The 23,120-nt window shown below is 48.7% G+C and carries 21 protein-coding genes; 1 reads left to right on the plus strand and 20 read right to left on the minus strand.

Going from position 1 to position 23,120, the window contains the following annotated elements:
• Positions 1-310: 310 nt before the first annotated feature.
• From ELR57_RS22765 to ELR57_RS22795, 7 genes are all read right to left on the minus strand, one after another.
• Positions 311-1,126: a YkgJ family cysteine cluster protein gene (locus ELR57_RS22765; RefSeq protein WP_126961393.1), complete on the minus strand. Its 816-nt coding sequence runs from the start codon at positions 1,124-1,126 to the stop codon at positions 311-313.
• Positions 1,127-1,257: 131 nt separating this feature from the next.
• The gene (locus tag ELR57_RS22770; protein WP_126961394.1) at positions 1,258-1,527 is read right to left on the minus strand and encodes a hypothetical protein; all 270 of its coding nucleotides are present in this window, start codon (positions 1,525-1,527) and stop codon (positions 1,258-1,260) included.
• A gap of 201 nt (positions 1,528-1,728) precedes the next feature.
• Entirely contained in the window at positions 1,729-2,493 is a 765-nt protein-coding gene (locus ELR57_RS22775; RefSeq protein WP_126961395.1) for a phospholipase D-like domain-containing protein, read from the minus strand.
• Positions 2,494-2,590: 97 nt separating this feature from the next.
• The gene (locus tag ELR57_RS22780; protein WP_126961396.1) at positions 2,591-3,301 is read right to left on the minus strand and encodes a hypothetical protein; all 711 of its coding nucleotides are present in this window, start codon (positions 3,299-3,301) and stop codon (positions 2,591-2,593) included.
• Positions 3,267-3,791: a hypothetical protein gene (locus ELR57_RS22785; RefSeq protein ID WP_126961397.1), complete on the minus strand. Its 525-nt coding sequence runs from the start codon at positions 3,789-3,791 to the stop codon at positions 3,267-3,269. Before ELR57_RS22785 ends, ELR57_RS22780 begins: the two co-directional genes overlap by 35 nt.
• Before the next feature lie 16 nt (positions 3,792-3,807).
• A complete protein-coding gene (locus ELR57_RS22790; RefSeq protein WP_126961398.1) occupies positions 3,808-4,551 on the minus strand; it encodes a hypothetical protein in 744 nt (247 codons plus the stop codon).
• Complete coding sequence (locus tag ELR57_RS22795) at positions 4,535-5,023, minus strand: hypothetical protein (protein ID WP_126961399.1); 489 nt, start codon at positions 5,021-5,023, stop codon at positions 4,535-4,537. Before ELR57_RS22795 ends, ELR57_RS22790 begins: the two co-directional genes overlap by 17 nt.
• Before the next feature lie 1,109 nt (positions 5,024-6,132).
• On the opposite strand from ELR57_RS22795, the gene ELR57_RS22800 reads away from it, so the two are divergent.
• Complete coding sequence (locus ELR57_RS22800; protein WP_126961400.1) at positions 6,133-6,597, plus strand: HAD domain-containing protein; 465 nt, start codon at positions 6,133-6,135, stop codon at positions 6,595-6,597.
• 948 nt (positions 6,598-7,545) lie between these two features.
• Here the strand turns inward: ELR57_RS22800 and ELR57_RS22805 are convergent.
• The 13 genes from ELR57_RS22805 to ELR57_RS22865 all read right to left on the minus strand — a co-directional run bounded on the left by ELR57_RS22805 (position 7,546) and on the right by ELR57_RS22865 (position 23,062).
• Positions 7,546-8,262 carry a hypothetical protein gene (locus tag ELR57_RS22805; protein WP_126961401.1) on the minus strand — a complete coding sequence of 239 codons (717 nt, stop codon included), beginning with the start codon at positions 8,260-8,262 and terminating at the stop codon, positions 7,546-7,548.
• Positions 8,263-8,984: 722 nt separating this feature from the next.
• Positions 8,985-9,929: a DNA adenine methylase gene (locus tag ELR57_RS22810; RefSeq protein WP_126961402.1), complete on the minus strand. Its 945-nt coding sequence runs from the start codon at positions 9,927-9,929 to the stop codon at positions 8,985-8,987.
• Positions 9,916-10,845, minus strand: coding sequence for a hypothetical protein (locus ELR57_RS22815; protein ID WP_126961403.1), 930 nt, complete (start codon positions 10,843-10,845; stop codon positions 9,916-9,918). Before ELR57_RS22815 ends, ELR57_RS22810 begins: the two co-directional genes overlap by 14 nt.
• 625 nt (positions 10,846-11,470) lie before the next feature.
• Positions 11,471-11,782, minus strand: coding sequence for a hypothetical protein (locus ELR57_RS22820; protein ID WP_126961404.1), 312 nt, complete (start codon positions 11,780-11,782; stop codon positions 11,471-11,473).
• 414 nt (positions 11,783-12,196) lie between these two features.
• The gene (locus ELR57_RS22825; RefSeq protein WP_126961405.1) at positions 12,197-12,373 is read right to left on the minus strand and encodes a LuxR C-terminal-related transcriptional regulator; all 177 of its coding nucleotides are present in this window, start codon (positions 12,371-12,373) and stop codon (positions 12,197-12,199) included.
• A gap of 284 nt (positions 12,374-12,657) precedes the next feature.
• The gene (locus ELR57_RS22830) at positions 12,658-13,017 is read right to left on the minus strand and encodes a hypothetical protein (protein ID WP_126961406.1); all 360 of its coding nucleotides are present in this window, start codon (positions 13,015-13,017) and stop codon (positions 12,658-12,660) included.
• Positions 13,018-13,139: 122 nt separating this feature from the next.
• Entirely contained in the window at positions 13,140-14,270 is a 1,131-nt protein-coding gene (locus ELR57_RS22835; RefSeq protein WP_126961407.1) for a Ger(x)C family spore germination protein, read from the minus strand.
• Positions 14,257-15,366, minus strand: coding sequence for a GerAB/ArcD/ProY family transporter (locus tag ELR57_RS22840; RefSeq protein WP_126961408.1), 1,110 nt, complete (start codon positions 15,364-15,366; stop codon positions 14,257-14,259). The genes ELR57_RS22835 and ELR57_RS22840 overlap by 14 nt, the downstream gene beginning before the upstream one ends.
• A 6-nt stretch (positions 15,367-15,372) precedes the next feature.
• The gene (locus ELR57_RS22845; protein WP_126961409.1) at positions 15,373-16,809 is read right to left on the minus strand and encodes a spore germination protein; all 1,437 of its coding nucleotides are present in this window, start codon (positions 16,807-16,809) and stop codon (positions 15,373-15,375) included.
• A gap of 285 nt (positions 16,810-17,094) precedes the next feature.
• Entirely contained in the window at positions 17,095-19,938 is a 2,844-nt protein-coding gene (locus tag ELR57_RS22850; RefSeq protein WP_126961410.1) for an ATP-binding protein, read from the minus strand.
• The gene (locus ELR57_RS22855; RefSeq protein WP_126961411.1) at positions 19,931-20,296 is read right to left on the minus strand and encodes a response regulator transcription factor; all 366 of its coding nucleotides are present in this window, start codon (positions 20,294-20,296) and stop codon (positions 19,931-19,933) included. Before ELR57_RS22855 ends, ELR57_RS22850 begins: the two co-directional genes overlap by 8 nt.
• 19 nt (positions 20,297-20,315) lie before the next feature.
• Positions 20,316-21,953 (minus strand): response regulator, encoded by a 1,638-nt coding sequence (locus tag ELR57_RS22860; RefSeq protein ID WP_158630141.1) that lies wholly within the window; start codon positions 21,951-21,953, stop codon positions 20,316-20,318.
• A gap of 134 nt (positions 21,954-22,087) precedes the next feature.
• Complete coding sequence (locus tag ELR57_RS22865) at positions 22,088-23,062, minus strand: YhcN/YlaJ family sporulation lipoprotein (RefSeq protein ID WP_126961413.1); 975 nt, start codon at positions 23,060-23,062, stop codon at positions 22,088-22,090.
• Between the last annotated feature and the right edge of the window lie 58 nt (positions 23,063-23,120).

The raw sequence follows: 23,120 nt of genomic DNA on the forward strand, positions 1-23,120 counted from the left end.
CATTCACTTTGTCTTGGCATTCAAAAACCGAATCGATCAACCCCTGAAGCTCTTCAACCAAATCATCTAAGCCTTGAAGAAACAGTGAGCACCCCTGTGAGGTATTTTTATAAACATGACAGTTACCTTGATGAAAGTAAAGTAAAAGCTGACGGATTTGCCCTTTAGATCAAGTCTCTTACCACAACACTTACCTTAGTCAGGTCGAAGTAGTAATCAAACTCGTCTCTATTCAGTCTCATCAACTTATTAATCCGACTTCGTCTTAGGAAGATCAGCTTTCCAAGCCCCATAACGTAAACTCCCTCAGTTATTTCATAGCTGCCGCCTTTTTAAGCTGCATCGCATTACTTTCTTGCATCGACATATCTAAATTGTGTCTGTTAAAAACCGTTGACTTAGTAGGATTATACCCCTGCATCGAAGCTAAAGCATGAATACCGTAGAATAGTGGCAATTTCCGAACATAAAGCGAACCCTGCTCAGTTGTGACATTGACTATTTCCTCATACTTTGTCTGCATGTCAGTTACATCAGGTGTAACGGCATTATTTTGTATGCGACTAGGGATATACTCACACACTGTACTCTCTATTGAGTTCAGCTTTTCATCTAGGTTAAGATGAGTGGTTCCATGTGTCCTACAAACCATTGGGCGTTTGTTGTAGACCGAACATCTTCCAGTCTCCTTGTTAAGAAGCGGACAGGGGAAGCTCGTTCTAGTTTTACCCCCTTTGAAGGATGAGTACTTATATAAATCGCCCTCATAATCAAGCTGCGTCTGAATTGCATTATCTACATCTGGATGTTCAACTTGGAAGGCACGGACGTTATTCATCACCTTTTTATATAGGTTGGCAATTTCCTGTTCAGTCCACGTATTATGAATTTCATCCAAGATTATCTCAAGCTCAACTTCCGAGACAGCGAAGAAGTCGCTACAGCAATTATTGCACCCCGAGAAACACTGAGGCTTACTCTCCTTATCCATAAAATAATCCTCGACTGTATGTTCTACTTGCTCAAATAACTTAAATAGGTGAGCTGCTCGGCTGTCAGATGCAACCCGGTGACAGTTTTTCGAAGCTTTACCGCTTCCACAAAAGCATCGTTCTTTCTTAGCCATTTTCTACCTCCAAAATCTCATGATTTTCTATGTCGACTGATATAAAGTGAATCAGTACTAAACCATCTCGATGCTTGTAAATATTCGCCAAATTGCGACCAACTTCCTTCTTTCTCCTTAGTGATTAAGACCTAATCCTCGAACATGTCGGAGAACTCACTTCGGATCGAATCGTAGCAGTGATCGCAGACTACAATGTTCTTGTCGCCCATACCGATGAACTTTGCATTTACTCTAAAATCGACTTCGGGCAGAACCTCGGGCGGCAGGAAGCTCTTGCTACATATACCACAAGAGCAGTGGAGCTTCATGTAATCATCAAGGCAAAGCGACCCCATATCGTGGGTGAAATGATTGAACAGCACTTCCTCTTCCTTCTGACAAAATACACAGCAACTCATCTACAACGCCTCCTGATTTGTTATTGAATGCAAAAAGACCGCAGACTTCGCCCGTCATAGGCAATGTCTGCGGTTCTTCCGCATTGAAGTTATGTAATTATTACCAATATACCCCAATTGGGTGAAGTAAGCAAATGAATTTTTCCTTGTCAGATCATAATAAGTTAAGACTCGTGGCGGAAAATGAAAGTCAGTCCCTTCTTAGTTCTGTTGATGTTCTACAAGCAACCTTGTAAATTCATCAGCAAATTTCCTTACGAAGTCTCTATCCAGTGCAGTTGCCCAAGTTTCATTATTGTTTATTGCATTATTGCTCCAATTATAGGTACCGTGCATGACATATTCAAAATCTATAATGCAAAATTTATCATGAACTCTATTGGATAAATTCTTACCCCAAAGTTTTACTTTCATTACTTCAAAATTCCGTTCTAAATCGGGAAGTAAATATTTATTTGAGTCTTCGGCTGATGTGATAATACGGATGTTAACCCCTACTTGTTTTCTTAACAGCAATTCCTTAAAAATGTCTCTATCCGTAAACCAAGCAACCGCTATCCATATCGTATATTTCGCACCACGAATACCTTGAATGATTACTTCTTTTATTTCGTCAAAAACCACATCATGTTCTTTGTGTAAATCTTCTTCAAGATCTACAGGTTTTGGCTTTATTTGGATTCCTGCATACTCATAGTCGATCATAGTATCAGTCGGTTTCATATAAACTTCAGATGCGACTCTTTCGAAGTCATCTTCTAGAAATCTCGCCATTTCTAACATTGGGATTGGTACTCTTAAACAAACATACTCCCGAAAATGGTCCTGTTTACGACCATAAGTACCAGTTCTTTCATAGGTAAGCACGGAATACCTTAAAATCCCAAGTAATTCGCTTTTATTATTATACTTCTTGTCATACTTTATTGCTTCTATCATGGTTTTCAAAAATTGTTCTTCCTTCATTCATGCTCCTCCTAAAAATCCCATTAACCATAACATACCATATATCATTGATTATCTCGATTAGTTTCATCCTTCCTCGAAATTCAAGTACTGCAAACTACTTGTAATAGCTCATATCTCCAACTAAAGTAACTAATGTATTAAATGGAATATGTTGTACCTCGTTTAAGTTCTTATTAACGATGAGTGAGGAAATAAAATCAGCCGGTTCAAACAAAGCAAATCTTACGGTCGCAGAGTTATTTTCCGTATATTTATGAACTTGGATCTGCCCGAGGGCTAGTTTCCAACTTCTATCGGGTTGTACTATTGCAACCATCAGTCTTAAACACAAGTTAAGGGATTCTAGGCTGTATTGTGCGACCTTACCGAGAATTGACTTCTGGGATTGATCACCGAAACCGAACTTTGAACTGATCGAGTATACCCCGATTCCCCCTAGGAAGTTTGTCTCTTTTACGTATTTGAATTCTTGCGCTACGTATAACGGTGATTGAAATGCGTCAAAGACCAGGCATCTAACCGGCTGCTCGCAGGGTAAAGCAGCCTCTGGACAAACGTTACTAAAACCCCTGGTCTCAACTGGTACAGTTTCAATAAAGGAAACAAAGAACTCATCAGAATAAGTACGAAGTTGGCTTTTGGAAACAGAATACACCAATCTTGAGTAGCCCTCTTCTGTGTACTTAGATTTAGCAATATCGATTAACTGCGAAGGGTCCGCAACTGATACCCCGATAATACGAGCGGTGTACGGATTGGGTGGGCTGTACTCATGGAATGATAATCGGCGGTGAATTCTTGGCAATGCCAATGCCCCCTATCTTAAGTTTCTTACCTCTATATAAAGACTTCAAAGCTTCTTCTGAAAACTCGGGTAGGTCATAAGGATTGATTACTGACTTTCTAATGTCACCAAATTCTGATAGTGCCTGCCGAACAACTTTGATATCTTCAGCATCTTTAATTCGATTTATCTGAATGCCGATCAAACTGACCAAGTTTTTTGATGCATAATGGACGTTACCTGCGACCACTTTAACAGAAACCTTAAAACGATCTGCAACTTTCTGGTAATTCAAGTTGCCTTCGGACAAATAATAATAAAGTCGATCACCTACATCACTGAAAGTCTGATGATTAGTATAAGTGATGTATTCCTTGGCGAAGTCCAAGATCTCTTCAAGAGCGATGACTTTTTCCTGAATTAACTCTTTCTTTGCTACATCCCGACAAAATCGCCTCTCTGCATTGAGGAAACCAATTGACTGCCTCATTTGTACGAATATGTTTGCCATGATCCTCTCCTCCACCTCATGCGTTATATGGGTTTTGGTTTTGAAGCCATTGTTGTAACTGTTCAATCTGTTCTCCAATTTTGAAGTACTTCCCGGTGTCCGACTCGCTGAACTCTCCGTTAAAGAAAAGTTTGAGCACTTCTCGATCATACTTCGAACCATTCAGGGAGCTTACCAACGAAAGCAAATGAGCTAACTTGTCCTGATCGCACTCTTGGGTCAAGACATACTTGGCATAATGAGCAAATACCCCGATGCGGGAAATTTCCTTAGTACAGTCGGCTAAACTGAACTTGGGATTGTACTTCGGCTTTGGTAAGTAAGGTTCTATTCCCGAAAGAAAGTAGCCATAAGATGGTACCCCGGAAGCAACCACCTTACGGAACTCATCTAGTCCCGTCTCAATAGTTGATATATCCTGTGCTTGCTCAATTACGCTAAGTGGCTTGCCGATCAACGATCTGACCTTGTCCGATACATATTTCAGACTTACCTCTATTGCATTTACTGACACATTAAAAGTAGCTGCGGTCTTCTTAGCATTCAAGTCTGCTTTTTTCAGGTAATGTTCCATACGTTCTCTGGTTTTTTGATGTGAAACCCACGAAAGTGATCCGAGATAACGTAGTACTTCATAGACAGCCTCTAACCTCTTATGCTCTATTTCAAGTTTTTCATTGTAGACATCATCACTTATACGGGATTGAACAGTTTCTATCCAGTCTCTTACTTCACGAAAAATATTAGGTTTGTGCTTCATATCGTTCACCCCTTGCAGAAGACTTAAGGTATCTACGTCCCAACTCCTGATTTTCGAAAACAGTTCGGTACCATGCGACTACATCCTCAACGTCTTCCTGCGACCTACTCTTTAAAAGAGCTTCAATCTTATCACTCCTGAATAAAGTCGCTGCCAATAGAAATCGAAATTCATTTCTTGCTGCCCTCAGTGAATTGACACTCATAAATTGACGATTCACATACTTTTTTGAGCACTTTTCGCCACTAAGACACAAGCCTAACAGGACTTTATTTCTTTCAGAACTTTCCTCTATCAATTTCAGTACTGAACTGATACTTTCAATAATTACCTGCTTAAGCTTGATTAAGTATCGTTCTTCATCGGTCAGAAACGCTGATTCCAACCGCACTTTCATTTCGCCATACCCCTCTATTAGAGAATGGAACTCATCTGCAACAAGTGGTAATGCCTTTTCAATGTCATTCGCCATGTCAAACATTCCTCCTTTATGAATATGTAGTCACTACAACTGCCGACATTCATATTGAAGTCAGCTAAAAACAACAAAAACGATTCCGCAGTTTATTTCTGACCCCTACTTAGGATTAGGGGAGCCGCATACCACTTTTTCGAGATCAAAGCATCCTTTAGATCTGAGCCGAACGTGCAACCCAAGCCTTCCAAGGAGCTGCGGGTGAGGGGAAATTGGGTTGTAGTTTTCCGTCAGTAGGAGTGTTAAGTAGAATAAAATACACTTGATCAAAATCTGTTGAAAACGAAAATATCTGCAGAGCAGGCGACAAACGGGGATATAGGTTGCTTGGGATGAGCAGTATCAGAGGTTATTGCGGCTAACTAAGGAGTTGTTTGAGCTAATCACCTGCAATCATCATAATTAAGGTCAATTAAGTCAAATACGGCTTTGAATTCACCCATCATTTCTATTCAGCATTTAATGTTCTGTCTTCTCACAACAAAGTAGAATCAATCGGATCGAAAACACAGGAAAACAACATAATTAGGGGTATTATTCCTTATCGTAATTCCATAAGGGTTTATTTTCAGGCCTGAGATCGACTTACCGTATACTGTCACAAAGATAGATAAAATCATAGTGGGTCTTCAATTTATAAAATGGACTTCGGTTTGTTATAAAATTCTCTGGACTTTTATAAAATCAACTTCGTTGGGTTATAAAATTCTCTTCAATTTTATAAATCGAACTTCGCCTCGTTATAAAATCTCCTGACTTACTAAACTGACTTCATCTGATAATTTGTTCTTGCTTCGAGACATTGTGTGAATAAATGGTCTTAAATCTTGATAATTAGCTTTTCACGCAAGAAACTTATCCACCGTAACGCCAGTTGATCATCATTTTCTTAAAGTATCTGATTTACGATTGTGAGAATACTCACTGTTGTCGTTCTGTCGGAAACTTTGCACAAGATTGCTTGTGTGGGACGGGTACGCATGGTAGAACATCTGGGACGTATTTTAGTTTCAAATCAGGAGTCGATTTTATCAACTTTATCGGGTATGATTGGGGCTTATAAGGGTAGAAATACCCCGGATCAGCAAATGAAGGAGGGATAAAAAGTGGATACAGGCTTTACTGTTTTTCTAGACTTTGACGGAGTTTTGGTAACCAAATACTCAACTGAAAGTTTAGGTAACTCCGAGCCACGCTTCGATCCCGAATGCGTTGAGAACTTTAAACATATTATCGAACGGCTTAAAGCGAAGTACGGAGAAATCACCATAATCGTGGCTTCTAACTGGAGGTTCAATCTGAACGAGGGGACCATTACTGAACTGCTACTTGAACAATACGAACTAGATAATTATCTAACTGCTGCAAATATTACCTTTCTTGATAGGCTGCACAGCAAGATTGAAGGAATAATGAGCGTTATCAACGAGAAGCGATTAACCCCTTCACAGAGTGTTATCCTCGATGATGAATACCTTGGAGAAGAATTGGCTGCTTATCAAATACGGACACGAAGTGAGGATGGGATTCGAGACTTGGAATCATTAGAACTTATCATCCTGAACCGGTAATATAACTATCGCCTTGTATACACCTTTAACATTTAGACAGAACGAATGACCACCACCGACGTAACACGGATAGGAGCCGCCGTGGCGAATGAAACAGGGCGAGGGCGAGGGGTAAACCAGACAAGGGCATAAGCGGGCTCGTTGGGCGATTTAGAGGGCAACAGAGGGACAAGCCTTAGAGGGCTACCCCGAAGGGATTGAAAAGAAACACTAAAGGCGACATTTACTGAGTTTTAGCTCAACGGCTAATCGAATACTCACTGTCGAGTTGGTTAGGTCGGGAAATCTTCTCAATCTGCCTGGGTGGGCGGGTGCGTGTGGAACGGAGATACCCTGCTCATCCTAAGAGACTTTCTCAGAATACGAAAAGAGAGCAACTATGAACGTTGCTCTCTTACTGCACTTACTATTGATTGCCTCGATTGATACTTACTGTCGACATTTCAACAGAATCGCCGCACTGTTACAGGGGCTATGTGTTCCTTTACGAAAAGGATGACAATATTTTGGACATAGATGTGGTTATGATAGGCGATGCGTTCTTCTAAGATTTTAATTTCGCACGTTCGGACATATACTTCCAGATACTATGATCGAAGTGGGAACGTGAAACCCGCAAAGCATCTGCGGCTCCGTTTATCGTGTCTTGAACATCTTGGTAGCCGTCGAACCTAATACCAGCTTCCTGTAGAAAATTCATCAGGTGTCGATCAACTGCGTTCGTATCATACCCCGCAAGGATCATAAAGTAGTCCGCAGTTTTGTCCTTGATACCACTTATCCTCTTGAGCTTAGTTGATCGAGACTTACTGACATTTCGACAATACTGTGGAAATGCCACACTGTTAAAGCGATGATGTGTTCCTTTACGATACTGTAAGACAATAACGGCTAACGGAGATCGGGGATCTTCGGGAGTGATCAGTTACTGTGCTTGCAAAAGTAGGCTCATTCTTGGCTAGGTGTCTCCGAAGTGCGCTCATCTTTTATCCATTGCCAAAGCGACTTGTCTTTGTAAACTACCCCAAATAGCTCAGTGAGGGTGTTCTGTTCCAAGTAAAGTATCACTTCATCGGTTAGTGCTGTTCCGTCAGGTTCAACTTGGATATTAGCTAAACATTTGTTGAATTTAGTGACGAACTCAAGAGCTGCCTTCTGGTAAGGGACAAAACTCCTCGACAATCTCGGGGTAAGGACAACCTTCTTGGTTTGTACTATCGTTGCATCGACTAGCGGATCGATGACCTCGAACAGAGAAAGCCCTAACTCATTGAGATGTGCTTCCACGATACCAAACACCTTGAAGTGGATCTCGCGATCTTCATTAGCCGCTGCCTCGTCTTCAGGTAATGCGTTACGGTCAGCTAATTCGATACCCCGTCTAGACCTAGTAGGTTCATCTAGCCTTAAGTCAGCTACTTTCTCGTCCCCGATCTGCTTTCTCGACTTACCTATAACCTCATCATTACTGATCTTTTCACCATATCTGCTGTAGCTCTGAATATTTTCCTTTATCTCGCCATTCAAGCAGTCCATGATCAGCTTACTTATAGCAACTCTTTTATAATCATCACAATGGGGATCTTTAAGCTCTTTTAGCAGGTGAACAATTTTCTCATAGTCTTCCTCATGGAACCGTTTCTCGTTGACGCTGAACGTAATCACGACTTTCTCACACCCCTTACCCCAATAATATCGAACGGAGCGATGAACTGCTAGAGGGGAATAAACATTCGATGGGGATGACCTTTCGGTCGGGTGTTGGTTACCGAAATGGCTAATTAAGAGCAAAATAATAGCGAAAACCTCTTAAGCGGGGATAGGGCGAGACCACCGAATCACTTGTAAGGGACATGTACGGCGATTTGAGAGGGGTTTGGGGGCTTCCGAATACCGATGGAAGCCCGAGGGAAATTGAAGCGGCGTAAAGGGCATTTTTGAAGGGCGGTTACCGTACATGCGAAATGCAACATACCTGAAGCATAAAGCAGTGATACTGTAACCCTATCAACCCATTGTAGATTAGCAGATTTTTATCCGTTCAAACACGCGATCCTTCTTGTGCCTCCTCGAGCGAAAGATACTTCCTGAAGCCCTATCCTGTAACTGAACTGCATGGGATAACGTAGTGTATTCATTCGAGTTGAATCCCAATACGTAGATTTGTCCGTTAACTACATATGCGGTTTTGATATAAAGGTGTTGTTTGATCATTTTCAGTATCCTCCTACGGTATAAAGCCGTTAATTTGTTGTTGGGGCTTCGATACCCCGATAAGGATGCATAGTATGCTTTATAGGTCTGTGATTTAGTTACATCTCAAGTGGAACCAATGGTTGTTGACGTTCAAATGCTTCCTGGCTTCCAATTGCTACCCCTGACAAACATCAGCTGCTCAAGTAATACTGATAATCGTGCGGGATCGGGGGAAGCACGTACTGCGGAAGTTCAACATTAGTGAAGATAAACTCAGGGCGCTTTCGACCAATTCCAGAGCTATTCACATGGACGATCCCTACAAAGTAGCAGTAGAGAAGCCCTTTCCTCACGTAGTCGTAGTAAAGCTCGTTGAAGTAGTTACTTATAATGACCTTTGCCTTGCAGGACCTGGATACTACTCGGTCTAGCATGGCGATGTGGTCGGCTGCATCAAACTTATCATCGTAACCCTCAGTCTCCTCGGTGATGCCAGCTGTATCTGTTAAGTACGGAGGGTCGAGGTAGATCAGGGCATCTTCTCGGAACATGAGCTTTTCAAAAGGCTCGTGATACCCCTGATTTAAAAACTGAACATCTCTGTAAATCTTCGTGAGCGGAGTCAACTTCCTATGTAGGTTACCGATGTTGATACCTTCACTGGCTTTCAGATGGTTAAAGTCCTGTCTGTTGGCGGCGCGGCTGTACTTGCTTACCAAGTAGGTCAGGATCGCTGCGTCTATTGCGTCCGTACTCGGGTCACGTCTCCACTCTACGAAGTTCTCGAAGTCCGCTTTAGTCACAAGTCCAGGTCTGCTTAAAGATCCGATACCTCTAATTAGATAATCGAACTGGTTGGGGTCTTGGATTGCCTTGTAGAAACTTAGAAGACCTCTGTCTTTTTCGTTACCGATTCGGTCGATACGATAGTTCTTGTAGTGCGTATGGAATCTGTTACCTCCGAGAAAGAGGTCGCCCATGATGGTCAGGTCGTACTCATATATACAGTGGTCAAATATGCGAATGAGAGTCTTTAGTAAAGCACTCTTACCACCGAGGGTGGGAATGGGGTCTTGAACCCCATTCAGGAGAGCTTTGATCTGTTCTGAATACATTGTGAGATTAAGCGGCGACATACTGCTTCATCTCCTCGAGAAGTTCTTGGGTAAAGTGCATGATGTAGAACTTTACGCCGACCTTGTCTTCGGTTACACTCCGCTGTTTATCTAGGCGATGGGATTTCTTCTTTTTCGTTTTCTGGCTGTACTCTGCTACCTCTTCATCATTCATTTTACGAACCTTCCCGTTTTCGATAACGAAGCCATCTTCGGTGTAGGTTTTACCCCCAATTACTACAGAACCGCCATACACCTCTTCCGCTTCATCATCGTCATATTCGGCAATCTCTGCGTCCAATACCCCAAGATGGGCAAGACCTCCGAGGATTTCGCGGCGATACTGTTGAGATTGCATACGTCCGAGTGGGTTCAAAACCGCTTGCAAGGCAGAACCCTTGAAGCCTACCGCGATTACTCCCTCTGGAAGATCAGCTTCCTTATCAAGAACTACCCCAAGATGCTTAGAACTGGCGTAGTTCATCTCGGATTGGAGCGCGAATCGGAACTGGTTACGCAAGAAATTCCTCACGACCAACTTTGCATTCTTCATCGCTACCTGCTGATCCCATTCGAGCCGCTGAGTGCTATTCTGCGAATAGCCCCCTCCAACTACAAACTTCTCGTTATCAATTAGGTCATGAATGTGATAAATAAGGGCTGTGTAGGTGCTTGAATCGATATTACCGATCTGATTCAGCTTACTCTGAACTTTGTTCGCATTTCTTGGTGACTCGAAAAAGCTCTTTGTGAAAGTGACTCGCTTATTGGTGACTTTACTGGTCAACTCAACATAGAAAATCTCATCCGCTTCGCTGTCGCTCCAGTCCAAGAAAACCTTCACATCGAAACGCTTTAAAGCTTTCTCGAGCGACTTGCCCTTCGCGTTACTCATAAATACCTCAACTTCTTGTGCTTCATTGTTTTGAACTGTCATGTTTGTGGCCTCCTGCGGTTGTTGTAGTTGATTGCTTATACCTAAATGGCTGATACCTCTTGCGGTGTTTTTTCTTCAACTCCGTCAGAATTGGTTCATGTCTTGTAGTAGACCAATGTCCGTTCGGGGCTGTTCAGTTTTCAAGGATCGATTATGTTGCTTGCCTACACTCATAGGTCTGCTACCTCTTGCGGTGTTTTTTCTTCAACTCCGTCAGAATTGGTTCATGTCTTGCATCAGTTTTCTAACTCCGTCTGGGAAGGCTCATGACTTTTTTGTGATTGTGGTAGGCTGGGGTGGGAGGGTAGTAGGGCGAGCAGGGTGGATCTGCGAATCAGGGCGGGAGACTGGGTGAGCGGGTGGGAATAAAGAAACTCAACCCTGAGTTAGAGTTGAGTTGTATTAGATTTTTATTGAGGTTGGACTTAGGTTGTTTTTTGAGCATATCTCTGCTAATAACTATGTTTAGGATCTTAATTTAACTGTTAAAGTTGGGAGAACTGCGAATGAAGTATTCGGGATTTCATAAAGGGGCAAGAAAAAGTGGACTTCTGTTTGTCGGCGGCATGAAATAATCTGGACATAAAAAGAAGCTAGCAATTTTATTGACCGCTCCCCTACCCCATCATGCGAAGTATTCCTTCGACAACTCGCTATACTTATGAAAGATGGCGGTGACTTCCGAATGCGGGGTTATGCTCGATATATCCAGATGCCCAAAGACCTCCTTAATTTCGAAGATCGTCACCTCTATATGCAAGCTTCTCGACTTAAAGAAATCCTCAACCTCGTTGAACATTTGCTCGATCAGTTCAAGCACTTGTTCGGCGAATTGCCAGGGTATGAGCTGAGCAAAATACGGATCGGCTACATCAGGAACAACAGGGACTGCCCACGGATGTGCATTATAAAGGCTCAATTCGGACAATTTTGGCATACAAGAACCCCTTCCAAGAAAAGTTGGTATGTATTCTACCTTGGAAGTCTAAATTGTGGAAGCTTGTTTAAGCGAATAGGGAAGGCCCCCATTTAAAGGAATATTCTCTTTGCTTCACCTTCATTTTACTGAACTGTGCCAAGTGTAACGAGGACAGATGAGCCTGCGGCTATGAACTGCGGAGATTGCTCAACATCGATTTGACCCGTTGAGCTATCGTAAGTCAACTGAGCATTACGGCTTTAAGTTGGGCAATTACTCCAGAACTGTGAAACTTGATTTTATCCACTTTTGCTGCAAGGTCAGGAGTCAATTCAAGTGGAAGCTTGTCCTAATATTGATAGCTCGGGAGTTCGAAAGTCGTTACATATTCCCTTACGACAAGTAAGTTGCTGTCCTACGTTGTTCCGGCATTCAATTGATGCGTGTTTTAAAACACATATCATTGGAGATGTGGTTGCGGACCGTTTTCTCGCTTATAAACAATTGCTGGGCGATGTCGCGTGTGGTTTTATCCTGCACGAGCAGTTCAAAAACCTCGCGTTCCCGATTGGTCAGAAGGAATTTGCTTTTGTGGTCGTTGCCTTTCAAGTGTGTCACCCCTCCTTGCCCGGGAATGGAATGATTACAAGGTTAAGGGATACAGTCAACTTTATCATATGAATAGCTCTAGATGCTGGTGCGATAACCCGGTAATTTTGGGCGTACGACCATGTCTGATTTTGACCAGCCATGGCGTCCTATAGCTGACTATTGCCTGTCATTAATTTCCGGGACTCAACATAATATATGCAACCGCATCCTACGCGCGCAACCGGGCAGGAGCCTGTTTGCCCGTAGAGAATCGCCTATTTCCCGCGCAAGGCAATTCCCCGTCAGACGATGTCCAGCTTCAGCAGCCAGCTCGACGTTCTATCCAGCGTCCTGGCATTGGCAGCCGAATTGAATACGGCGACGTTCAGGAAAATGCGGACGGTGTCTCCCGTCGTATTGTTGAACAACACCTTATTCGGAGCCAGGTCGCCAGCGCCTCCTCTCGCCCGAAACACCCCCGTGCCGGGAAGAGCTTCGACGATAAAGACGAATGCGTCGTTGGAGAGCAGAAAATTCAACTTCTTCAGAACGAGCTTCTTGCGGTTGGGGACATCGATCACGGTCAATTGCATATCCCTTCTCCGTCTGGCCGCGAGTCGTATCGGCGCATTGCCGCCGACGATCCCGTTTAACTGCAACATAACCTTCACCCCCTCTGTCGGACATGCCACAGCATATTCCGAAGAAATCCGGGAGCGTCGGTTAAACATAGCGGTTATCCGAAAATGTGCTTCTCACTCTGCAGCGCCGTCGGCGCGTACTCCTACTGCATCTTGCCGAAATTCCGGATTCGGACCCGAACCTCGACCCCGATCTCCGCCCGGGAGAACGTCTCCGGCCAGTCCAGCTTCTTCCATGCGGCGTAGGGCATGGCGTTGCGGACGTGCTGCCCGATGCCGATCGCGTCCGAGCGGGCATCCTGCAGCTGACGAATCAACGTCTCGCATCTCTCCTTAACGTACTTGGCGATCTCCGCCTCCAGCTTGACCTGCTCTTCTCTGTCGCTGACATGCATAGGACCGTTGTATTCGAGCAGCGAGCCGATGATATTGAGCTTCACGACTACCTTAGGGGCCCTGCCCCCGGATTCGGAAGGGATCGACAACACCTTGACCTTGCGCTTGCTGGAGAAAAAGATCATCGACGAATAGTCGCTGGCATATTGCTTCCCTTTAAAATCGGTGAACAAGTCTCCGGATTTGACCCTGCCGTGGAGCGCTCCGAAATAGGGCAAGTCTTCGGCTGATACCTTCCCGACCATCTTGTCCTGCCGAAAAAGCGCGATTCCGTTAAACAGGATGCTGTAGGAATTGTCTTTGATGATCGAGGCGACGGGTTCGATGCCGTCGTCGTAATAATCCCTGAGGAACGTATGAATCGACGTATCCGCCACGTCCAACGAGCTTTTCTCGATGCGGATCAGATTGTCGATATACTCTCCCGCGGTTCCGCTTTGGAGATAGTTTCGTTTCAAGAGCTGCTCGGCAGAGCCTTCGACGACGAGGACGTGAGCTCGATTGCCAATGGTCGGATCCCGGAGCAAAGAATCGATATGGGGCCACAAGCCTTCTTGGGCAAGCGTCTCGCCGAAAAGAACTTGGCGCAGCTGGCCGTTCACGATATGGCGTTCGTTCTGGCGGTCGAAGAGGATTCTTGCTTCCCGCGCCGTCACGGAGACAGCCGTATAATGAATCGCTTCGGTATTATTCGTCTTCGGAATGCTGATGGTCACTTTGATCTTGCCTTCATTGCCTTCGCCGCCGGACTCGTATGCGATCGTGCGAACGAAGCCCAGCTTCTCGATGACTCGCTGATCGGAGCAGCCTACGACCGTCGAAGCGATCAGCGGAATGGACAGAAGCAGGAGACAGGCGCGTCGTTTAACCGGACTCATGGGCAGCAGCCTTTCCCTTTCTTTTTAAGACCATTGCGATTGGAATCAAGACGATTGGCATCGCGAATGCGAGCGCCATCTCGATATAGAACCCTCGTTCCAGCCAAGCCTCGGTCTGGCGGAGAATACGGAAGAAGCAGCCGACCGCAAAGACGAGCAAGATGATCGCGAAGACGAGAACCTTGTCGGGCAGCTTCGGCACGATCCGCTTTAGCGTAACCTGACCCATGTAGCCGAACGTGACGGTGGATACGATATTCGCGAAGAGGAAAAACGTGAAGATCAAATTTTCCAGCCGGTTAATGAACGGAAGCTCGATATATTCCATCGTATTGATGACCGGATACGGCAACGCCTGAACCTCCTGAAAGCTGAAGAAGCCGAAGGATACGATCGCGACCAGGAGCAGAGCAAACGTAAAGAACGCGTGCCCTATGTAGATGCCTTTGAACACTTTCTGGCGGCGCTCGAAATTCGGGAACAGGAACAGGATGAACTCGAATCCGACGAACACTAAGCTTGCCTCCAGCCAGCCATGTATCGTCTGCCCGCTCTCCGTGCCTTGAAAGAAGGAAGTCGTGAAGCGAACCAGGCTCCAGTTATCGAAGAAGAAAGGGACGAGCAGATTCATCGAGCAGGTAAGCAGGAAAAAGATCGTGATCGCTTTAACGATGCTGTAGATGTCCTTCGATAACAGCGCATAGACAATGAGACAAAAGAGAAGGAAGATCATCTCGGGACTCGTCGTCTGAAACGCGAGAATCTGATAAAGCAGGATAAAATTTTTGCCGACGACCGCCCCAAGGGCGATCCAAAAGATCGAAAGCGTCAAATAGAACGGCGCGAGGATCCCCTTCGGGATGACTCCCTCCAGAAGTTCGAACGCCGAGCGGCCTTCCCCCACCCGGAACAAGATCTGATAGAGAAAAATATTGAAGGCAAAGACGGCGGACAACAGGAAGATCGCGACCCAGCCGTTGGTACCGATATTTTTGGCCAAGACGTGGGGGAGGCTGAAGACCGTGACGTCGACCTCGCACATGTAAACCAATAAAGCGACATGGAATCCGTTAAGCTTCTCTTTCACAGGCTTCACCGTCGCTTATTTTCGCATTTTTTGCCTGGTTTTATTGGGCGACCGGCTGATGGTCGGCCGCTTCGTCAAGGCCCAGAAAGGTCCTCTCACGAAGGTGTCCAGCATATCCTTGAAGCTAGCGGGAGCGATCGGAGTCAGGTAGGAAGCGCCCAAATTCGTGATGCCGGACAATTGGATGATGATCAAACCGATCCCCATCAGCAGACCCAGATTGCCGTACATTCCCGCCAGGATGATCAAGCCGAACCGGATCAGGCGCAGGGACGCGCTCATCACGTAACTGGGTATGACGAACGAGGCGATGGCCGAGGTGGCGACCGCGATGATCAGGATATTGCTCGTGAAGCCGGCTTGAACGGCGGCCTGCCCGATGACGATACCGCCGACGATGCCGATGGTCTGGCCGATCTTCGTCGGAAGCCGCGCTCCCGCTTCCCTCAGCAGCTCGATCGTCGTCTCCATGAGGAGCGCTTCGAACAAAGGGGGAAAAGGCACCTTGCTCCGGGATTCCGTCAGGTTGAGAAGCATCGTGTGGGGAATCATCTCGTAATGAAAGGTCGTCACCGACACGTAGAACGCCGTGAAGCCGATCGTGATGAGGAAGCCGATGATCCGAAGCAGCCTCAGAGCGGAACCAAGAAGCCAACGCTGATAATAATCGTCGGGAGAAGTGAAGAAATCGAAGAACGCAGTCGGGCAAGAGAATACGGAGGGGCTGCCTTCAAGAATGCCGATGATTTTCCCTCCCAGAAGCTTGGACGCCGCCGCGTCCGGCCGTTCGGTCGTCATGAACTGGGGGAAAACGGAGTTCGGGTTCTCGTCGATGAACTGGACGAGCATATTCGTCTCGAAAACCGCATCGATCTCGATATTCTCGATTCTCTGCACAAGTCGGTTCAGATTGTCCGGATTCACGAGACCGTCTATGTACAGGATCATGAGCGGAGTTCTCGAAATCTCGCCGACCGACAGAAGCAGCGTCTTCAGCCTCGGGCTTCTTATTCTCTTGCGCATGACGGCGATGTTCATGAATATATTCTCGACGAAGCCGTCGTGGGGGCCGGCAATGACCGTTTCCGTCTCGGATTGCTCGATATTGCGGCCGAGCTGCTCGCTTAGATCGATCAGCCAAGCCTGGTCGTTCAGGAGAATGGCCGCGCAGCCCTCCAGGATCCCGTTCATACAGTCTCTTGCGTTCTCGGCCAATCGATAAGGAGGTCGGCGAAGAATGGCCAGAGCCTCCTCCTTGCCGGCGTCGGAGAAGGGCAGGACGATATCCCGCATAAGGGAGTCGTTGCCTACGATGCAGACGAGATAGAAGACGCTGATGCCGCTCGGCTCGTAATCCCGCCGCTCAAAGTCGGCGCAGTCCTGGAACAGCCCTTCTATGCGCTTTACGGTCGGCTTGCCGAATAAATCTTCTTCGGTTTGTACATGCCCCATGGTGTCGCCCCTTAGGATGAATAAGGAAGATATGGGTCAGCCTTCCCTAGAAGACGTTCGATCATACGCTTAAGCAGGACCACGCGGTTTTGGTTGGGGTTGCGGATTACGGACTGCGGCTGGCGCCTAACGGAGGTGATTGACCTATACCGCTTAAGGGGCTGTCGCTTCCGTTAAGATCCGATAGCCGTAAATATACGCCCCTGATCCTCCGGATGAACGTTGGATTGGGGGCTTATACAAAATAAGAGCAAGCGCGTAGGTAGCCGCCTGCTCCTTCCGATGTTAATTTCCCGCTTCCGCCAGCAAACGGCGCAGCGATTCCGACAGCATGCTCGGCTGATACGGCTTTACCAGATAGCCCCTTGCCCCCAGCTCTAGAGCCCGCTCCTTCTCCTCGAACGCGCTGGAGACAAGGACCGGAGTATCGGCGAATCGTTCATCCGCCTTCATGCGCTCCAGGAACTCCAGTCCGGACATGCCCTTGCTGAGCAGAAGATCGAGAACGACGGCATCCGGCCGGTGCTCCGAGATCCATGCGAGCGCCCCCTCTCCGCTATCGCAGGAGATGACGCTGTATCCGTTCTCCCGCAGCTCTTCGGCGAGCAGCTCGGACAAGCTCGCATCATCCTCCACGAGCAGAATTTGCATTTGCTCCTCTCCGCGTTCCCAAGCCTTCTTCGGGCCGCGATCGTCCGTTGCGCAGGCCTTAGCAAGAGGGAAAGCGAGGGTCACCGTCGTACCTTGCCCGTAGGCCGAAGCGACCTCTACCTCTCCTTCGTGCATCGTCATGATCTCTTTGACGATAGAGAGGCCCAGGCCCGTTCCCCCGATCGCCCTTCGGTCGCCGTTGTCCACCCGGTAGAACTTCTCGAACAGCTTCGGAAGCGATTCCTCCGGAATGCCGAGACCTTGGTCCTCGATGGCGACCCTTAGCTGATTCCCCTGAAGCAAGCAGGAGACCTTGATGTCTCCTCCGCCCGGGGAATATTTGACGGCGTTGCCGATCACGTTCAAGAGAACCTGCTCGATCTTGTCCTTATCCGCCAGGACGACGGCAGCCTCCGACGCGTCCTCGAACAAGAACCGATGCCCGTCCGATTGCATGGCGTGGAGCTCCATCGTTTCCTTCACGAGCGATCCTAGTTCGAGCTCCCGAAGCTCGTAGGTCATTCTTCCGGATTCCATCCGCTGCAGGTCCAGGAAGTCGTTGATCAGCGCCGTCAGGCGGGTGGCCTCCTGATGAATCGTCGAGATATATTTGGTCTGGCGTTCGGGGGCGAGCTTCTTATAGAGAAGCAATTCCGCGAACCCGAGAACGCTGGCCAGAGGCGTTCGCAGCTCATGGCTGACGGTGCTGACGAATTCGGACTTGAGCTGGTCCGCCTCGTACTCCTTCGTGATATCCTGATGGACAAGCAGATAGCCCTTCCGCTCCTTGCTTCTCATCATCGGCTCGTAATACATTCGGATGATTCTTGGCTGCGGCTGCCTCATCTTATAGACGATTTCGGCTCCGACGTCTTCCCGGCCATCCGCAATGGAAGAGAGAAAGGCCAGCAGCGGCTCCGGCTCATCGACGAGAGAAGACAGCAAAGCGCGGCATTCCTCCCGGCCGGCCGCAATCTCTCCGGCGGCAGGCAGCCCCATCATCTCGCGCCACGTCCGGTTCACCTGAATCGTCGTCCCTTGCGCGTTCAGCAATTGAATGCCTTCTTGAATGGTATCAAGCATGTCCTGCGTCAAGATTCTCTGATGTTCCGCCGTCTCGTACATCCGAAGCTTCTCAAGAGAAAGCGAGACTTGAAGGGCGAAGGAGACCATCTCCTCTTCATCCTCCGAAGTAAATCTTCTTCCCACGCTTGTGAGGCCAATGACGGCGACAGGCACTCCGTCGGATCCGAGAACGGGCACATACATGTCGCTGGCGGGAATCTCCTCGGTCACATAGCCCTTCTCGGACTCGTTGGCCGGGCGCTTGATCGTATAGGGCCTTCGGCTGCTAAGCACTCTAGCAAAAATACCTTCATCCCAAGACCGGATAAGCTGCGAGATTCCCTCCTCCGACAGTCCGAACGAGGCATGGTCGCGACTCCCATCCAGCAATATCGCCATCCCCTTGTCCGACTCCGTAAGCATGACCAGATTGTAAATGATGCTATCCAGCAGCTCTTGACGGTCCAGCGTATTCGCTAGAGCTTGGACAAGGCCGTTCCGGCGCTGCAGAAACCGCTCGTTCGCTTCCATCTTGACGATTGCGCCCGTCAGCTCTTCCTGCTGCATTTGAAGCTCGTCCTGCTGGGCGAGGAGCTCCTCGTTCTGCGCGAGCAGCTCCTCTTCCTTGCTCTGAATCTGATTCATCATGGAATGCAAGGAGCGCGCCAATTCGCCGATCTCGTCGATACGTCCGGTATCGCGAGGTTGCTCGAGCCTTCCGCTGGCGAAGTTCTTGGCGGTCAGAGAAAGCCTGCGAATCGGGAAGCTCAAATCCCTGACCATGCGGTAATACAAGAACAAAGCAAGCGGCAGCACGGCGAGGCCGTACAACACGAAACGGGCCGTCTGCCCCGACAGCCTTCTATCCAGCTTCTGCTGGGCCTCCGCCAGCGCCGATTGGTTGCTCTCCATGACCTGGTAAGCGTTCACGAGCACCTCGTTCGAAAGCTCGTTCAGCTGCCCCTCCAAAAGACGCGGATTGCTTCCATCCTTCTCGGCCTGCTTCCGGGCTTCCGGAAGCTGCCGATCGAAGAAAGATTCGAAGAAAGCATCCAGGGAGCCCAGCCATTTCTGTTCCTCCTGGCTCAGCTCAAGCTTGCGATATTGCTCAATCGAGGCTTCGAGTTGTGCTTGTTCGCTCATGATCCGGTTATAGGCTCCGCTGTCCGGACCCTGGCGCTCGACGAATTCGCGGGAATTATAGAAAATGACGTTCATGTGCCGGGTAATCTCGGTAAGCATGCGTTCCTTGCCGGACAGCTCGTCCGCCCGATGCTGGAAGCTGCTCATAGCCCGATGTTCGTCCGCGTTCATCGCCGCCACTCCGATAAGTAGAAGGACGAAGAAGCTGAGCTGCAGCCCGGATACCCTCCACAGCATGCTGCGTTGAAAACGCCGATAGAGCCTATGCATGCAGCATTTCCTCGATCTTGGCCGAGAGCGCCAGCGGACTGAACGGCTTGGACATGAAGTCGTCCGCTCCCGCGGCCGCCGTTTTCTCCTTGTCCGTCAACTGGTTCTTGGCTGATAGCATGAGGATCTTGAATCGGTCTCCTCCGGGCAGCGCCCTTGCCCGAACAAGGACGTCAAGACCCGATAGGCGGGGCATCATATAATCGAGAATAAGCAGATCGTAGCTCGTCAGCTTGATCTTCTCCATGGCTTCTTCTCCGTCGCAAGCGACATCGATCTCATAGCCTTCATCCTCGAGAGTATCGCATACGAGCATTCTAAGAACGGGCTCGTCTTCCGCGAGCAGCAGTCTGGGCATGGGTCGTCCTCCGTCTCCGTCACCGGAATCTTCTAAGAAGTCTTCGAATTCGGATATCCAGCTCCTGAATTCGGAATGGCTTGGTTAAATAATCGTCCGCTCCCAGCTTAAGCGCCCGGTTGATATCGTCCGATCCCGCCCTTCCCGTCAGCATGATGACGGAGTAGCGGTCGGAATCCGGGTTGGCGCGCAGTTCGGCGAGCACCTCGAGACCATCCAGATCCGGCATCATTCCGTCGAGAATGACCAGATAAGGATTGCGATCGGAGTGCCGCTTATCCGCCAGGAAGCTTCTCCCGTCCCGGAAAGCTTTAATGTCGGCGCAGACCGAGCCGTCGAGCGACTTGCTCAGCAGCTCGGCGAGAAGGGTCCGAATGATTACGTCGTCATCTACGACGGCAACATTCAATTTCTTGCTTCTCTCCAGCGTCAGGTACCCGATCGAGCCGATCTCGATGCGGCTGCGCCCGTCTTCCTTCGCCCGATAGAGCGCCCGGTCCGCCGCCTCGATCCAGTCCTCGTACCGGTCGGGATTCGTATCCGACACTTCGACCACTCCGGCGGAGAACGTCACCCGCAGCGGGCATTCCTCCGAGCCGAACTCGACTTGGCCGAACTGCTCCAGGATTCGTTCGAGCAGATGAACCGCCTCGTTCTCTCTCGTATGCGGCAGAAGAAGCACGAACTCTTCCCCGCCGAATCGGAACAGATCGTCCGAAGCTCGCGTATGCTCCCGCACGTAATCCGCGAAACGCGACAGCACCTTATCCCCCGTCGAATGCCCGTGCTTGTCGTTCACTTGCTTGAAGCGGTCCAGGTCGATGACGGCAAGCGTGAAGTTCGCCTCCGTACGCTGCTTCTCGACGCAAAGCCGGCGATAAGCGCCCGCGAACGACTTACGGTTGAGCGCGCCGGTCAGTTCGTCGACGAACAGCAGACGATCCACCTGCTCCTTGCGGCGCAGCTGCCGCCCCAAGCGAACGAGCAGTTCCTCCATATCGAGGGGCTTGCTGAGGAAGTCATCCGCTCCCATGCGGAAAGCCTTCAAACGAGTTTCTTTGTCGTCGTTCACGCTGATGACCGTTGTCGGAACGAAGCGGCTTCTCATACGGCTGCCGAGCGTCTCCATGACCTGGAAGCCGTCGATGTCCGGGATCATGAGATCAAGGATGAAGCAATCAGGCATCAGGTCGTGAAAATAATGAATGGCGTGATCCGGTCGGACGGTGGCAATGACAAAAAAGCCGTTCGCCTCCAGCTCCTCCTTCAGATAACGAAGCATGGTCACGTCGTCATCCAGGATCAGCACCAACGGCTGGTCCATCGGAATATCCAGGTCGCTTGCGATCGGATGTGCTTGCATGCCGTCCTTCCCCTGAGAGAATTCGTAGCAGATTCTCATTAGCGGGTACAAGTACGCTCCCAGCTTTTCGGCGGGCCATTCCCCTGCCATCTCCGTCAATTCGGTTTCTTCCATGAGCAAAGCAGCCGTCTCCGACAGCTCCGGCATTCCGATCGTTCCTGCCGTTCCCTTTACGGTATGCAAGAACCTTGCCACTTCTTCCGCAGCGATGGATGGCCGATCCTCGATATCCTCGAACCAAGTCTCGAACTGCTTATGTAACGTTTCGATCAAAGCGGTTTGATATTTGCTCAATATAGGTTCCCTCGCATTGCCATTCCTTGCCTTCATTATATCACCCGGCGCAATCCGCCCTTTTGTCCTATAAGAGCCTTTGCGCAAAGAGACCTTGAGCATGTTCGCTCAAGGTCGATTGGAGAAAAAATGTTTTATCGGTTGACCGTCCCGCTATAACGGTTCGAAGGAACGGTAGACGGGGAATAATACGATGGCGCCAACTTCGTCGGAGCGGTCGAACCCGCCGCTTGCGGGAAGATCCGTTCAATCAGAGTGCTGAATTCGGCGGCAAACCCTCGGATGGGATGCCCGGCCCGAACGTCGTTAGCGTAGGTTTCAAGCCGTCCGTACAAATCCGGGTTGGCGGAGACGAATACGTTCTGGACATGAGGAGACATGCCCTTCACGATATCGGCAACCTGATTCTTCAACGCGTCGGACAATTCTCCGCTGGCATATCCAGTACCTGGCGTAGTTCCGGTTCCGGTCGTTCCGGTGGTGCCCGTTGTTCCAGCAGTTCCGGTTCCGGTCGTTCCGGTTCCGGTCGGCCCGTTCATCCCCGGATGGGTTCCGAACGGCGTCGGAGCCGTACTCATCGTTCCCATGCCCCGATGAGTCGAACCGGTCATGCCGGTGCGAGGAACGGCCGTCCCCGGAGTAGAACCGTATCCCGAACGAAGGTTGTTGGAACTTAGCTCGCGACCGGTCCAGCTGTATGGCGTAATGGTATGAGTACGTGCGGAATGAGCCGTCACCCCGCCTCTGCCGGTTCCGCCAGTTCTGTCTTCGACAACCGCAACATAAGCATTCCTGCCTGACAATGCGACATGGGCCGATTTGATCCCGGGAACCGAAGCGAGCTTATCCGCAATCTCCTGGCTCATCTCTACATTCGAATTCCCATGCAGTCCCGTGACATTGCCGTCCATGACTTGCGTACCGCGGTAACGGTTCGCTTCGAGGGCTCCGTCATGAGCGAACCTTGGTCCGTCCGCCGCCTTCATCCGGTACGAATGCGACCGAACGTTCTTGGTGCTCATCTCTCCCTGCTTGGTGGCACAACCCGTCGACGTTACGGCCAAAGCGGTCGAGAGGACAAGCGTCGAGAAAATCAAGCCCTTATTCAATTGTTTACTCCTCCTTCATGCGATGTGGGCGTTGCGGCGCCATGAGTTAGTTTGCCCC

Source organism: Cohnella sp. AR92 (assembly GCF_003990975.1).
Lineage (GTDB): Bacteria > Bacillota > Bacilli > Paenibacillales > Paenibacillaceae > Cohnella.

What these genes read in the sequence shown, in the direction of transcription:
- ELR57_RS22765 (WP_126961393.1), bottom strand. Translation starts at nt 1,126, where the DNA reads ATGGCTAAGAAAGAACGATGCTTTTGTGGAAGCGGTAAAGCTTCGAAA.
- ELR57_RS22770 (WP_126961394.1), bottom strand. Translation starts at nt 1,527, where the DNA reads ATGAGTTGCTGTGTATTTTGTCAGAAGGAAGAGGAAGTGCTGTTCAAT.
- ELR57_RS22775 (WP_126961395.1), bottom strand. Translation starts at nt 2,493, where the DNA reads ATGAAGGAAGAACAATTTTTGAAAACCATGATAGAAGCAATAAAGTAT.
- ELR57_RS22785 (WP_126961397.1), bottom strand. Translation starts at nt 3,791, where the DNA reads ATGGCAAACATATTCGTACAAATGAGGCAGTCAATTGGTTTCCTCAAT.
- ELR57_RS22790 (WP_126961398.1), bottom strand. Translation starts at nt 4,551, where the DNA reads ATGAAGCACAAACCTAATATTTTTCGTGAAGTAAGAGACTGGATAGAA.
- ELR57_RS22795 (WP_126961399.1), bottom strand. Translation starts at nt 5,023, where the DNA reads ATGGCGAATGACATTGAAAAGGCATTACCACTTGTTGCAGATGAGTTC.
- ELR57_RS22810 (WP_126961402.1), bottom strand. Translation starts at nt 9,929, where the DNA reads ATGTCGCCGCTTAATCTCACAATGTATTCAGAACAGATCAAAGCTCTC.
- ELR57_RS22815 (WP_126961403.1), bottom strand. Translation starts at nt 10,845, where the DNA reads ATGACAGTTCAAAACAATGAAGCACAAGAAGTTGAGGTATTTATGAGT.
- ELR57_RS22820 (WP_126961404.1), bottom strand. Translation starts at nt 11,782, where the DNA reads ATGCCAAAATTGTCCGAATTGAGCCTTTATAATGCACATCCGTGGGCA.
- ELR57_RS22830 (WP_126961406.1), bottom strand. Translation starts at nt 13,017, where the DNA reads ATGTTGCAGTTAAACGGGATCGTCGGCGGCAATGCGCCGATACGACTC.
- ELR57_RS22835 (WP_126961407.1), bottom strand. Translation starts at nt 14,270, where the DNA reads ATGAGTCCGGTTAAACGACGCGCCTGTCTCCTGCTTCTGTCCATTCCG.
- ELR57_RS22845 (WP_126961409.1), bottom strand. Translation starts at nt 16,809, where the DNA reads ATGGGGCATGTACAAACCGAAGAAGATTTATTCGGCAAGCCGACCGTA.
- ELR57_RS22850 (WP_126961410.1), bottom strand. Translation starts at nt 19,938, where the DNA reads ATGCATAGGCTCTATCGGCGTTTTCAACGCAGCATGCTGTGGAGGGTA.
- ELR57_RS22855 (WP_126961411.1), bottom strand. Translation starts at nt 20,296, where the DNA reads ATGCCCAGACTGCTGCTCGCGGAAGACGAGCCCGTTCTTAGAATGCTC.